11 protein-coding genes and 1 pseudogene are annotated in these 12,988 nt (G+C 54.1%); 11 read left to right on the top strand and 1 reads right to left on the bottom strand.

Features of this window, described 5'->3' with window-relative positions; all coding sequences use genetic code 11:
* Nucleotides 1–87 precede the first annotated feature (87 nt).
* The 4 genes and pseudogenes from E4T81_RS06300 (at nucleotide 88) to E4T81_RS06315 (ending at nucleotide 2,954) form a co-directional block, all read left to right on the top strand.
* A complete protein-coding gene (locus E4T81_RS06300; protein ID WP_135042511.1) occupies nucleotides 88–966 on the top strand; it encodes an HK97 family phage prohead protease in 879 nt (292 codons plus the stop codon).
* 19 nt (nucleotides 967–985) lie between these two features.
* A pseudogene (locus E4T81_RS06305) lies at nucleotides 986–1,923 on the top strand (hypothetical protein); the annotation flags it as partial.
* Nucleotides 1,924–1,953: 30 nt separating this feature from the next.
* On the top strand, nucleotides 1,954–2,421 hold the full coding sequence (locus E4T81_RS06310) for an N-acetylmuramoyl-L-alanine amidase (RefSeq protein WP_135042513.1): 468 nt from the start codon (nucleotides 1,954–1,956) through the stop codon (nucleotides 2,419–2,421).
* Between the two features lie 26 nt (nucleotides 2,422–2,447).
* A complete protein-coding gene (locus E4T81_RS06315; RefSeq protein WP_135042516.1) occupies nucleotides 2,448–2,954 on the top strand; it encodes a hypothetical protein in 507 nt (168 codons plus the stop codon).
* A gap of 58 nt (nucleotides 2,955–3,012) precedes the next feature.
* Here the strand turns inward: E4T81_RS06315 and E4T81_RS15605 are convergent, their stop codons facing one another.
* Complete coding sequence (locus tag E4T81_RS15605) at nucleotides 3,013–3,150, bottom strand: hypothetical protein (RefSeq protein ID WP_167761748.1); 138 nt, start codon at nucleotides 3,148–3,150, stop codon at nucleotides 3,013–3,015.
* Nucleotides 3,151–3,244: 94 nt separating this feature from the next.
* Between E4T81_RS15605 and E4T81_RS06320 the strand changes: the two genes are divergently transcribed.
* Genes E4T81_RS06320 through E4T81_RS06350 form a run of 7 tightly spaced genes read left to right on the top strand, consistent with a single transcriptional unit; the run spans nucleotide 3,245 to nucleotide 12,975 of the window.
* The gene (locus tag E4T81_RS06320) at nucleotides 3,245–3,751 is read left to right on the top strand and encodes a hypothetical protein (RefSeq protein ID WP_135042517.1); all 507 of its coding nucleotides are present in this window, start codon (nucleotides 3,245–3,247) and stop codon (nucleotides 3,749–3,751) included.
* Nucleotides 3,752–3,754: 3 nt separating this feature from the next.
* Nucleotides 3,755–4,231, top strand: a complete 477-nt coding sequence (locus E4T81_RS06325) for a hypothetical protein (protein WP_135042519.1) — start codon at nucleotides 3,755–3,757, stop codon at nucleotides 4,229–4,231.
* Between the two features lie 38 nt (nucleotides 4,232–4,269).
* Complete coding sequence (locus E4T81_RS06330) at nucleotides 4,270–4,467, top strand: hypothetical protein (RefSeq protein WP_135042962.1); 198 nt, start codon at nucleotides 4,270–4,272, stop codon at nucleotides 4,465–4,467.
* On the top strand, nucleotides 4,464–8,345 hold the full coding sequence (locus E4T81_RS06335) for a hypothetical protein (RefSeq protein ID WP_135042521.1): 3,882 nt from the start codon (nucleotides 4,464–4,466) through the stop codon (nucleotides 8,343–8,345). The genes E4T81_RS06330 and E4T81_RS06335 overlap by 4 nt, the downstream gene beginning before the upstream one ends.
* 1 nt (nucleotide 8,346) lies before the next feature.
* Nucleotides 8,347–8,814 (top strand): hypothetical protein, encoded by a 468-nt coding sequence (locus E4T81_RS06340; protein ID WP_135042524.1) that lies wholly within the window; start codon nucleotides 8,347–8,349, stop codon nucleotides 8,812–8,814.
* A gap of 23 nt (nucleotides 8,815–8,837) precedes the next feature.
* Nucleotides 8,838–11,777 carry a hypothetical protein gene (locus E4T81_RS06345; protein ID WP_135042526.1) on the top strand — a complete coding sequence of 980 codons (2,940 nt, stop codon included), beginning with the start codon at nucleotides 8,838–8,840 and terminating at the stop codon, nucleotides 11,775–11,777.
* Between the two features lie 13 nt (nucleotides 11,778–11,790).
* The gene (locus tag E4T81_RS06350) at nucleotides 11,791–12,975 is read left to right on the top strand and encodes a hypothetical protein (RefSeq protein ID WP_135042528.1); all 1,185 of its coding nucleotides are present in this window, start codon (nucleotides 11,791–11,793) and stop codon (nucleotides 12,973–12,975) included.
* Nucleotides 12,976–12,988: the final 13 nt, after the last annotated feature.

Consider the following 12,988-nt stretch of genomic DNA (forward strand, 5'->3'; position numbering starts at 1 on the left):
ATACAAGTGTGCAACCATTGCACACTTTTTTGGAAACAAGCGGTTTATCTCTCACTTTTGCACCGAAAAAATCATTATCGCACAGACATGGGCAACAGAGTAAGACTGACAAACGACACGCTCAACAGCTACGGGTACCGCGTCCTGACCGATGGTGTGGACATCACCCAGTATGAGCGCAACCCCATACTCCTTTATATGCACAACCGCGGCAAGGCTATCGGACTTATAAAGGACATAAAGAAAGAGAATGGCGAGATCACCGGCGAGCTCGCATTTGACGAGGCCACCGAACTTTCCACCCAGTGCAAGAAGCAGTGGGACTTCGGCTCGCTACGCATGGTGAGCATCGGCTTCGAGGTGATCGAGACAAGCGAAGCCGCGGAGCTTATCGTGCCGGGGCAGCGCTATGCGACAGTGACAAAGGCGCGCCTTATCGAAGTGTCGCTTGTCGACATCGGAGCCAACAACGATGCCATCCGGCTCCACAAGGACGGACAGTTAATAACGCTGAGCGAGGGTGGTGACTGCCCCCTTCCAAGGCTGAATCATAAACCAACCAACAACCAACCGCAAATGGACATCAAGACACTCGCCCTGACACTGGGCTTGCCGGAAACGGCAGACGAGGCGGCCGTCAACGCGAAACTCGCGGAACTCAAAACCGCCAACGACGATGTGGAGAACATCCGCAGGGAAAACGAGCAGCTCAAACTATCACAGGTCACAGCCGCCGTAGACGCGGCCATCGCCGCCAAAAAGATCCCGGCGGAGAAGAAGCAGCACTTCCTCGACCTCGGCAAGAAGGTCGGTATCGAAACCCTTAACGCCACCCTCGACTCCATCGCTCCGGCGCAGAAACTCAGCGCCACACTCCAGACCGAACCGACTTCCGACGACGCCCCTAAGGCCGGCCCGTGGGAACTGCGCATGGCCGAGATCCGCGAAAACCTCAAGAAACAATAACCGCTAACACCATACACCAATGGCAATCAAAGTAGACAACACCAACTACAACGGCGAGGTACTCGAGCGCATCCTCACCGTGGCCGCCACGGGCAACGAACTCGTGGAGAAGGGTCTGATAATGGTCATCCCCGGCGTCACCAAGAAAATCAGCATCCCGCGCCTGAAAGTGGGCAAGATGCTCCAGAAGCGCAAGGAGAATCCTATTGTCGAGGACAGCAAGGGCGACTTCAACTGGTCGGAGCAGGTGCTCGAGCCCCACGACTTCATGGCCTTCACAGTGTTCAACCCCCGCTCTTTCGAGCATATCTGGCGCAAGTGGCAGTCCACCGGCAACCTCGTGTTCCGCAACCTGCCCCCCGTAGGTCAGAACGCGCTGCTCGACGCGCTCTCCAAGCAGGTGCAGTTTGAACTCGGCGACCACTATGTCAACGGAGAATATGCCGACGGCACCGACGACACCAAGCTCATGAACGGCATCCTCACCCAGGCCGCCAAGGACAAGGACTGCGTCATCGTCGACGGAGCCGGAGAGACCACCATGCTCGGCAAGCTCAAGAAGATCCGCCGCGCCATCCCCAAGGCGATGCGTCCGAATCCGAACCTCCGCATCATCATGGGTGTCGATGACTTTGACACCTATGATGACGAACTTAAGGCTCGTGAGGCCAAGAATGCCGACGAGACCGAGGTCAACCGCAAACGCTACAATGGCATCACCATCGAGACAGTGGCCGCATGGCCCGACGGCGTGATAGTGGCCACCCTCTGCTCACCGGATGCCGACGGCAACTTCTTCGCCGCGGTCAATCTGCAGAACGACGAGTCGGTGATACAGATCGACAAGGTGAGCAACGCCTCTGAGCTGTATTCTTCAAGCTGCTCATGATGGCCGATACCAACATCGCCTTCGGCGAGGAATTCATCGTGATGGACACCCGCGCCACTCCCAAGTTCACCAAAAAGGCGGCAGCCACTGAATAAGCGATGGCCCGGCTTAAGTATCTCGTACTGCACTGCACAGCGACACCCGAGGGGCGTGAGGTGACAGCCGCCGACATCAGGCGGATGCACCTTAGCCCGGTGTCGGCTGGCGGCAGGGGGTGGAAGCAGGTCGGCTATACCGACATCATCCACCTTGACGGCACCGTCGAGCGGCTTATCGATAACAACGAGGACGCCAATGTCGATCCGTGGGAAATTACCAATGGGGCCAAAGGCTACAACTCCGTCAGCCGTCATGTCGTCTATGCCGGCGGCTGTGACAGGTCGATGAATCCCAAAGACACTCGGACGCCGGCACAGTGCAAGGCTATGGAGGCGTATGTGAAAGACTTTCACCGCCGCTTCCCTGATGTGCGTATCATAGGCCACAACGAGGTCGCAGCTAAAGCCTGTCCGAGCTTCGATGTTCAAAAATGGCTCAAGTCCATTGGCATCAACCAAGCAGCCTAAATCTCACTAACTAAATCCGAGTGGCAATGACATTCAGTGAAATCCTCAACATACTTCTTGGCGGTGGCCTCCTTGCCCTTGTGGTGGGTGTCATCACGCTCAAGGCAACAGTCCGAAAGGCTAATGCCGATGCCGAGAGAGCAAAGGCCGATGCCGAAAGTGTGCGCATCACCAACACTGAGAATGCCACTCGGATTCTTGTCGAGAATATTGTAAAACCCTTAAAAGAGGAACTCAATGCAACCAGAGAAGACCTACAGGCAACGAAAAAGGAAATGGCCTCTACCAAGAGAGAGATGGCACGTCTCCGCAAAGCTGTCGAGGCTGCCTCCGCCTGCCCTTATTCTACTAATTCTAATGGCTGTCCTGTGCTTTACAAGCTGCGCGACAACCAAAAAGGCTCAGACGGAGCAGATTCAGACTGTGGTGACGGTAGAGAAGCACGATACCGTCACCGTAATAAGGCAGACCCTCAAGGAGACAGTGCCGATGAGTCAGGCTCAGATAGCAATATCCGTGGACAGCCTCCTTAAACTTCCGGCTGGAGCATCGTATCACAAGCGGAGCGGTCAAGCCGGAGCCGAGGTTTCCTTAAGGGGCGACACTATATTCGTCACGGCTACCTGCGACAGCCTTCAGCGCGAAGTCGAATACTACGAGGAGCAATACCATGCCACCCTCGAAGCTCTCGATAGGCTCAAGGAGAGAGTTGAAGCGGAGCGCGAACATCGTTTAAATCCAATTAAAATCGCATTGGCGGCATTAATAACCGGGCTATTTGTCGGCGTAATTTCAACAATAATCATTCTAACAAAGATTCAACATGGAAAAAAATAAAAACTTCCTGTATGGCATCGGCTCTCTTGCTTTCGAGGACTTTACGATGGGCTACATTGAAAAAGGATCATTCGATTTCGGAGGCACCAAGCCGGAGTCTGTCGATATCGATGCCGAACAGGTTCCCGATGCACCGGTTCTGACCCTCCTTCAGAAGAATGGTCAGATTGCGCCGACCTTCAACCTCATTCAGCTCAACTACGAGAATATCGCCGCAGTCCTCGGTGGCAAACTTGTCGGGACCAAACCCAACTATACCGGCTGGGAGGCTCCTTCCGACCTCGTTCAGAAGTCCGGCAGATGGACAATCAATCTCGTGTCCGGCCAAATAATCACCATCCCAAACGGCACCATTCTCGCAAGCCTCGCTGGAAAGCTCACGCTTACCGAGGTGGCCAAAATCGAATGTCAGCTCAAGGTCAACAAGCCTGCTGACGGTTCCTCACCTTACACTATCAACGATGCGCCATCGACTACACCCGCCGGTTCGTAACGTATGGATGATAAGACAATCAGACTAATCCAACAGGAGGCAGCGGAGGCACTCTTAAATGTGGGCGTCTCCCTCCCCCTGAAGGAGTTCCGGCTACCGTTCCGAAAGCGACCGATAGTCTTGCGGGTGACGATGCGCCGCCCCTGTATGTCCGGCCAAATCGAAATTGCTCGGACATATTTGTCAATGGGAGTCAAAAGCTCTGAGATGGAGAAATTCTCCAAGGAGGAGCAGATGCAGTTCCTCGCCAAACATGGAAATAAGGTCTGCCGGATGATTGCCCTTACTCTTGGCAGAACAGTATTTGCAAGACCTCTTACATGGTTCGTGCGGCACTTTGTACGCTACGAGTATCAGATGGCGGCTGTGAGGAAGTTTGTCAGCCTCATGGGAACCGACCCTTTTATTCCTATTATCAAATCAGCCGAGAAGACAAATCCGATGCGGCTGAGACTGAGCCAAAAAAAGAAGGGGAGTTAACGACTCACTACGAGAATTCCCATAGCCCCTTCGGATTCCTGTGGCAAGTGGCTACCGCTACAGGGTGGACTATTGACTATATACTCCACAAGGTCAATTATCAAACACTAATCATGATGCTGAGCGATGCACCCCGGTACATTGAGAAACGAAACTCAAAGCCGGATGCCGGAACTTCGGCAGAGGATGAAGCCAACGAAATAGCAGGATTTTTCAGAAGCAACCTCTCACAATGAAACCGGTCGAAATAGAATTCTTGATGAAAGACGGACTGACTCCCGGATTGAAAAACGCCGGAAGGATAGTCCGTCAGTTCTCCGATGACGCAGCTGCCGAGCTAAAGGAAGTGTCAGAGTCTCTCAAATTGCAGAGGCAGCACGTGTCGCGCCTTGAAAAGACTCTCAAGGAGTTGGAGAAAGCATCCAAGAGTGCTGCGCCCGGCGCGGAGTGGAGCAAGGCCAAGGCTCGAATCGAAGAAGTCAAGAAAGAGCTTGAAGAGGAGAAAGCCGGACTTGCCGAACTTGTCGATATGGAAAATCAACTCAAGGCTGCGTCGGAGGGGGCAGATGTCTCCCTCCGTCAGCAGCTCCGCAATCTTACCCAAGAGATAGCTACACTCATGGTGGCATACGCGCAACTCAGTGATGAGGAACGAGCCACCGCTGAAGGCAAAGCTCTACAGCGGCATATCGAGGAACTGACCGAACAGGCAGGTGTACTTAGGGATGCTATGGGCGACACCACTGCGGCCATTAACAATGCTGCCTCTGACACGCGAGGTTTCGATCAGCTCGCAGGTGCCTTGCAACTTGCCATCGACAGTTTCGGTCTGGCCACCGCCGGAGCCGAGATGTTCGGAGTCAGCCAAGAGGATTTGGTGGAGGCTCAGACGAAATTGCAAGCTGCCCTTGTAGCGAGCAATGCGTTAAGCTCCATGCAGAACAATCTGCAGAAGCAGTCTGCCCTCATGCAGGGTATAGGCATTATTCAGACCAAGACTGCTACAGCTGCCGAAAATATAAAGACCGCAGCGCAGGGTCGAGGAGTTATCGTAACAAAGGCCGCTACGGTCGCACAGGCGGCGTTTAACGCCGTTGCCAAGGCGAACCCATACGTTTTACTCGCTATTGCCTGTGTGACGGTTGTCGGGGCTTTATATGCCTTTGCCAAGGGAAGCAAGGAGGCTAAAAAGGTAGAGGAGGAACGTCAGAAGCAGATGGAGAAGGCTCGTGAGGAACAGGAGGAATTCGCCAAGGCTGTCGCCACTTCTGCCGGAGAGCAGATAGCCTCGTTCCTCAAACTCAAAAAGTCATGGGAGAACCTTGGTGACAGTTTCGACAAAAAGAAGAAGTTCATTACTGACACTAAAGAGGAATGGCGCAAGCTCGGCAAGGAGATCGATAATGTCAATGACATGGAGAAGATCTTCCGTCAGCACACCAAGGACATGTTGACAGCCATAATACTCCGAGCAGAACTTAAAGCCTACGAAACCCGGATTCAGAACGTTGCCGATCAGATGGTGGAGGATGTTGAGCGTAACAAGACCTATAAATATAAATCAGCCACCACTGAGACTAAATTCAATGATCTGACTGAAGAGGAGAAGGCTGCACTCTCTGACCGGGATAGTGCCGGGAATTTCATTATAGGAGACCGAAGCAGAAGAAATCTTCGCTCCGTCAATGGAGCGTCCTCATATTGGGCACTCTCAGAAGAGGGTGCAAGGATTGTAACCAATATGCGCAAGGCTGCAGGGAATTCGGCTGCATTGGCCGCACAGAACAATGCCCGAACCAATGCCGAGCGTACTATCAGCGGATATGTCGATGAAATAAATCGTCTTTCCGGTCAGCTTGAGACCACTATGTCAAATATGCCCGGCAAGGATGTTGATCCGGACGGAAAATCAGGGAAGCCGGACAAACCGGATAAACCCGACAAACCCGATAAGGATGATCGTGTCGAGCAGGAGCGTCGTGTTGCCGAGGAATTGCGCAAACTGCGTTGGCAGAACCAACAGGAGGAGATAGATCAACTTGAGGATGGCGCAGAAAAACGTCGTCGTCAAATTGCTCTCGACTACGAGAAGCAGATGGCCGAAATACAGGCTCAAGAGGATAAATGGAGAGAGTTGCAGAATGGCGCACTCACACCGGATCAGACCGATGCCCTTGCAGAATCCCGGCGACTTGCCAACCAAGGTATGCAGAACGCTATCCAGGAAGTCGAGAAGGACGAAGTCGCAAAGAGCCGGGAAAAGCTCAATGAGCTACTTGAGCAATACAAGGACTTCGATCAACGCCGCCGGGACATCGAGATTTCCCACAAGGCAGATATGGAAGTTCTCAATGCCGAGCTTGCCCGGCTTGAGGCGGAGGGTCTTGACACTACAGCAGTAAAGTCTGCCATTTCTGCAAGGGAGGAAGCCTACCGATCATCGATAGTATCCCTTGAGGGAGAGATTCTGCAAGCGAGTGATTTCTATGACAAATTATTCGGCACTGTGTCTGACCGAGGCTACAAGGTTCTCAAGGATTTCTACGCACAGGCCAAAGAGACTCTTGAGAATGCCAAGATCGACGGTGACGGTGTCGAGATATCCATTCCGGTAAAGGATGCAGACGGAAAGTTTGTAAAAAAGGCTGTAAAGATCACTGTCGATGAATACCGGCGAATGCTGAAGCAGGTACAGGATATCAGGAAGCAGCTTGAAAAGGATAATCCCTTTGCCGCTTTCCGAACGTCTTGGTCTGATCTCAACAAGGCGATAAAGGAAGGTGGCGATGTGTCCGGAGCGTTGAAAGACCTTAACTCCAAAGGAAAGGAGGTGACCAATACCATCAGAGGGTGGGGAGAGCCGCTCGGTTCGGTCTTCGGTGACAACTTCAAGAACTCTATGAACGAGATTCTGACATTCTGCGATGGTGCTATGGATATGGGAACCGGCATCGCTCAGATATGGGCGGGTGATATTGTCGGAGGCATCACAAGCACACTCAGCGGTCTGTCATCTATCATTTCTCTCTTTACCTCGTGGAAAGAGAAAATGGAGGAAATGAAACGAGAGTGGTATATCGCCGAGATAGAAACCAACCGTGCGCTCCGGGAGCGTTCTGCCGAGTACGCCGCCAACCGCAGTCAGATCTCTGACATCATCAAAGATGTCGAGCTGCTGAATTGGCTCATAGAAAAAGGCTATGCCAAGCCGTCAAGTGTCAGCGTTTGGGAGGCGCAATCATCGGCTCTATCAGAATATACCAACAATCTCCGAAAGGAAAGTGCCGTGTATGATGAATTGTGGGAGAAATTGCAGGGCAGCGAGGGTCACTATGAGTGGGGCAACTCCCTCAATGGCGGCTCCGCTACATGGAGCCTTCGTGGAGCAAACGCCGATATGATTGAGTTGTGGTACAACCAAAATAAACTCAGTGATGCTGCAAAGGCTTATTATGAGGCATGGGTGGAAAGCGGCAAGACCATCGAGGAGCTTATAGAGAAAATCAACGAGTGCAAGGAATCCATGCGCGAAATGGTCATGGGAGTTTCCTTTGACAGTTTCCTGTCCAATGCCAAAGACGCATTAAGAGAAATGCGAGGAGATATCTCCAAACTTGGCGAGTTTACCGAGGATACTCTTGCCAACGCCATACTCAATGGCTTTATGTACCGCGACCTTGCCAACGTGCTTGAACCTCTCTATAACGAATTGTCAGATGCCTTCATCGATGGAACTGCTGATGCCGCCTACATTGAGGAATGGCGTAGGAGATTCGAGGAGGTTATGACCGCAGCCGGAAACCGTCTCGATGAGATAGCCGATGCCGCCGGAGTTGACCTTAACGGAGGTTCCGGCACTTCCCAATCGGGGAAAGCCGGAGGGTTCACAGCCATGAGCCAAGACCAAGGTACAAAACTCGAAGGGCTGTTTGTCAGTGTTCAGATGCATACCGCATCAATTGATGAGCAGATGGAAGATGTATCCGACAAGATGGGGCAAGCGGTTGAACGCCTCCGCAAGATCGAGGAGAATACAGGCCGGACGGCAGACAGGCTCGATGCCGTGGCCGATGACATCAAGAAGATAATTCGTGACGGAATAAAGACAAAATAACATGGATACCGAAGCATTGAAAAATCTTGTCGTAATCAACGGCACTGATATATGGACTGAGTTCGGAGCCTTTCTGACCGAGGAGAAGAAGGGTGGCCGGGAGAACCTCACCGCAATCATGACGGCCTCCAAGGTTAAAGCTCATGTGGCAGTCAATATCCGGGAACAGAACGGTTCCAAGTATTCCAAGCATCTCGATGTCAAGAACGAGGAGCGTGATGTCACCCTGCATTTCGCCCTGTTCGCCGAGACCAAGAGCGAATGGCTGCGCCGTTACATGGATTTTATCACATTCCTCAAAACCGGGGATAATGGCTGGCTCAATGTGCGCTTTACTGAATTGAACCTCACCATGCGGATGTTCTTTGTCGAAAGTCCGGCCTATAAACCGCTCACATACCTATGGAAAGAGGGAGTACAGGCAAGTCGTTTCAAGGTGAAATTCCGTGAGCCTGTACCCTCGTTTTAACGAAATTATAACGCTGTTCAAATATGCTTATAACGATATACGACTCGGTCGGTAACCACAAGGTTGACCTTTCGCCGAATGACAGCTCAATACAGGTCAAGGAGGTGCAGGGCGACAGCGTCCTTACACTGTCCTTTACCCACAATGAGCATATAGAACTCGATGTCGATGACTATGCCGATTTCCTTGGTGAGCGTTTTTGGCTGACCGAAAAGTACAGGCCGCGTCAGAACTCCAAAATGGAGTGGGTGTATGACATCAAACTCTACGGAGTCGAAAGTATGATAAAGCGTCTGCTTGTCATTAAGACCGTCGATAACGAGGATGACCCCGTGTTCACACTGACCGCGCCGCCGCGAGACCATGTCGCAATGATTGTCAAATGCATGAACGACGGCATGGGCAACATCACCGATTGGAAAGTCGGACAGGTGAACGGCACGGAGAATATTGTCATCGACTATTTCGGCAAATATTGCGACGAGGCTCTCAAGGAGATTGCCGAAAAGGTCGGTGCTGAGTGGTGGGTGGAAGGTCAGACCGTCAATATCTGCAAGTGTGAGCATGGGGAGCCAATCCCGATGGGCTACGATAAAGGACTCCTGTCGATCGATCCCGGTACTGCAGACAATGTCAAGTTCTACACCCGGCTTTATCCTGTCGGTAGCAGCCGGAACATAGATCGGGAAAAATACGGATACTCCCGGCTTCAGTTGCCCGGTGGACAGAAATATGTCGAGATCAATGCTGACAAGTATGGCCGTGTTGACCACTTTGAGCAGTCCGCCTTCGAGGATATATATCCAAGACGCATCGGCTCAGTGAGCAGTGTGCGCAGCGAGGTCAAGACAGGCGAGGATGGGAACCCGTTCACCATCTACTATTTCACTGACAACAGTCTACCGTTCGACCCCAACGATTACAAGATTAGCGGTCTTGTCATCCGTGTGTCATTCCAAGAGGGCAGCGAGCTTGCCGGACTTGGCGATGAGGAGGACGGCACATACTTTTTTGAGGTGAATTTCAACAGCTCGACACGCGAGTTTGATATTATCACGATATGGCCGTATGACAATGATATGCAGCTCCCCGGCGACAAGCTAATTCCTAAAGCTGGAGATAAATATATCCTGTGGAATCTCCGTATGCCGGATGAGTATTATGCGCTTGCCGAGGAGGAATTTCTGACAGCGGTCAACAAATACAATGCCGACCACAATCTTGACATATCGGTCTATAAGGCACCGACCGACCATGTGTGGATTGAAGACAATAATGTCGAGCTGACAATTGGTCGCCGTGTGCGCCTTGAGAGCGAGGAATACTTCCCCGGCATCGGATTCCGGGACAGCCGAATCACAAAGATAACCCGGAAAGTCAATCTTCCATCCTCGATGGATATTGAAATCAGTGATGCACTGAGCCGGACATCTCAAGAGAAAATGTCCGACTCTATTGCCGATGTCCGCAGTTATGCTCGGTCGATAGAGGCCTCCATCTCATTGCCTGATATAATACGCACAGGGGACAGGACTTTCCCTACAGATAACAACCTCTTTTCAGCACGGCGCTCGCAAAAAGAATTTCTTTCCAAGCTCAAGGATGACCGGAGCGCGGGGAAGATAGCGAGTGACGCGGGCTTCGAGGCGGGGCGGTATGTGAGAGGTCTTGCCGGTGGATTCATCGATGACCACGGGGATGCAGACCTGGGGCATGCGCGACTTCGTGACGGGGCGCACTTCGGCGACTTCGTGGCGGGGCTGTACGCAGGCACCGGCGCGGGTGTCGACCGTGACGGCAACATGGAGGTGCAGAGCCTCAGGGTGCGCTCATTCTTCGAGGCTATGGAGTATATCGTTAATAGGCTGTCGGCCATCGAGGGCGACGAGCTGCTTACCGAGGCTGACACCATAGAGCGCGTGGTGCATATAGAGGGGGATGTCTACGGGCTGTATCTCCGCCCGAAATGGGAGGGTTATTTCACCGCCATCTCGGAGGGCTCGGTGCTTAAAGGCATCATCAACACCCTGGCGCAGGGAAGCGGCACATACTACACGGCATGGTCGAGGGTCAACAGCGTCAACACCGCGCTTAACTATATTGAGGTCTCGATGTACCCCGACAGCGAGGTGCCGGGCGGCAGGAACTTCCCTCCGTGCGAGATGATGAACGTGGCGCGGTGGGGACACCAGACCGACCCGCGCCGTCAGTCGTGCATATACCTGTCGTCGACCGAGGGGCGCATAGTGAGACTCACCGCCGTCACCAGGCCCATCATCGACAAGAGCAATTACGGGCTCGTGCTCGGTGAGATTCCCGACGGGCTTGTCGACGACCCGAATATCATACCCGGGCGCGACTATCTCTTTGCCCAGGGCATAATCACCAACCAGATAATACATGTCGACCGCACGGGCAGGCCTGTGGCGACTCTCGTCGACTGTGGACCGTGGCAGCAGGGCGGGAAATATCGCTTCGAGACCGTCAACCCCGACACCGACATCCTGGAGACCTCGACCGTGTGGCACTACGGATGCCGGTGGAAGTGCATGTTAGACGGCACGACAGACGAGCCGACCTATAAGTCGACGGCATGGGCGTTCCTTGAGGGCAACCCCTATTTCACGGTGCGCTTTGACGCAGGTGATCATGTCGTCATAGACCCCGACGACTTCAGGCTGCCGCTTGACATCATCGCCGAGCTGTATAACCGTGACGTGACAGCCGACGTGGCTGACACCGACGTGGAGTGGTCGCGATACTCGGAGGATGCGGAGGGCAACCCGCGCACCGCCTCTGACAACGCATGGGCAATCGCGCATGCCGCCGCAGGAAAGGGGCTGACGCTGACACCTGCCGACCTTGACCTGAACGGCACCGGACTGCCGAAGACGATGGTGTTCCGCGCCACGGTCAGGTTTCGTGACGGGCACACGTCCACAGCCGACTTCGCTTACCTATAAAACTATAACAATCATGGCTACAAAATTTTTCGGATTTAATTTCAAGCCGCTGCGGGTGTCCCGCTCGATGGAGGTGCTCGGCTCCGTGCCGGCGCGCCAGAAGGTCAACCCCGCCGACGGCGGTCACTCGCCCGACTACACCCTGACACCGCTGACGCTGTTCCCCCATGTCACGGTGCGCGACCCCAACGGCATCACCCCCTCGGGTGACGGCAACCAGCGGCTCGCAAACATAAGGTGGCATGTCGTGCGCGACGGCGTCAAGTCGCTCATCGACTTCACCAAGCCGTCGGGCTATGTGCTGCTTGGCGCGGAGGGCTCTGCTAACGCAGGCTGTCTTGAGGTGGGTGTCAACGCCGACCCGGGACGCCCGCTGACGCTGGTGTTCTCCGCCGACCTGCCAGACACGGCGACCTCCCAGGTGCATCACGTGGAGATGTCGTTTCCGGTAGTCGCCTATGCCGACACTTGCGAGTCCCGCATAGAGCTTGACTGCGCCCCGCAGGTGCCTTATAACCCGCTCCGCATGCCGGCGCAGATGACGGTCAACGCCCGCCTGATGTACGGCGGCACGGAGGTGACACCGCCTGATGTGAGGTTTGTGTGGCAGCGGCTGCGTGATGACGGCACATGGGGGCTGACCGGCACCGACGTGCTTGACTACGACGTGGAGGTCAGCGCCGACACCGCCTCTGCGACAGTGCGCCGCGACCTGATGGGTCAGCGTCTCTGCCTGCGGGTCATCGCCCTTTATGAGCCGGGGACCGACCCGACCACGCTTGCGCCGGCCGACGACAGCCCGCACTCGGTAGTGACCCTGAACAGGTACATACCGGAGATGCACTGTGATATCGCGGGAGTGCCGATGAACGTGACTCCCGGGCTGACCGCCGTATATCCGGAGGCGGTGGTGACCGACAACTGCGGTGTGGTCACCGGATGGGAGTCGGTCTTTGACGCAGTGTGGCGCATAGGCAAGAACCGCCGTCCTGAAGCGTCGGGTGCCGCGCAGCCCACCATCTCCTATGTGACCGTGGGCAGGGGCTCGGGCATAGCCGTCCCGCTGTCGGCTGTGGCTGACATGAGCAGCGGCGCCATCATCGACCTTACCCTTGAAGACCGCGGCCCGCTGTGTGCGCTCGCCGACTCCGACGGGGCGGTGCTCACCGATGATGACGGTGCCATACTGCTTGCGTGAATAACAGAAAACC

Source organism: Barnesiella sp. WM24, from assembly GCF_004570975.1.
Lineage (GTDB): Bacteria > Bacteroidota > Bacteroidia > Bacteroidales > Muribaculaceae > Muribaculum.

Bases quoted from the DNA above. Each gene is read 5' to 3' on its own strand.
- E4T81_RS06320 (WP_135042517.1), top strand. From the start codon at position 3,245: ATGGAAAAAAATAAAAACTTCCTGTATGGCATCGGCTCTCTTGCTTTC.
- E4T81_RS15605 (WP_167761748.1), bottom strand. From the start codon at position 3,150: ATGTTCGCGCTCCGCTTCAACTCTCTCCTTGAGCCTATCGAGAGCTTC.
- E4T81_RS06310 (WP_135042513.1), top strand. From the start codon at position 1,954: ATGGCCCGGCTTAAGTATCTCGTACTGCACTGCACAGCGACACCCGAG.
- E4T81_RS06350 (WP_135042528.1), top strand. From the start codon at position 11,791: ATGGCTACAAAATTTTTCGGATTTAATTTCAAGCCGCTGCGGGTGTCC.
- E4T81_RS06325 (WP_135042519.1), top strand. From the start codon at position 3,755: ATGGATGATAAGACAATCAGACTAATCCAACAGGAGGCAGCGGAGGCA.
- E4T81_RS06315 (WP_135042516.1), top strand. From the start codon at position 2,448: ATGACATTCAGTGAAATCCTCAACATACTTCTTGGCGGTGGCCTCCTT.
- E4T81_RS06340 (WP_135042524.1), top strand. From the start codon at position 8,347: ATGGATACCGAAGCATTGAAAAATCTTGTCGTAATCAACGGCACTGAT.
- E4T81_RS06335 (WP_135042521.1), top strand. From the start codon at position 4,464: ATGAAACCGGTCGAAATAGAATTCTTGATGAAAGACGGACTGACTCCC.
- E4T81_RS06300 (WP_135042511.1), top strand. From the start codon at position 88: ATGGGCAACAGAGTAAGACTGACAAACGACACGCTCAACAGCTACGGG.
- E4T81_RS06345 (WP_135042526.1), top strand. From the start codon at position 8,838: ATGCTTATAACGATATACGACTCGGTCGGTAACCACAAGGTTGACCTT.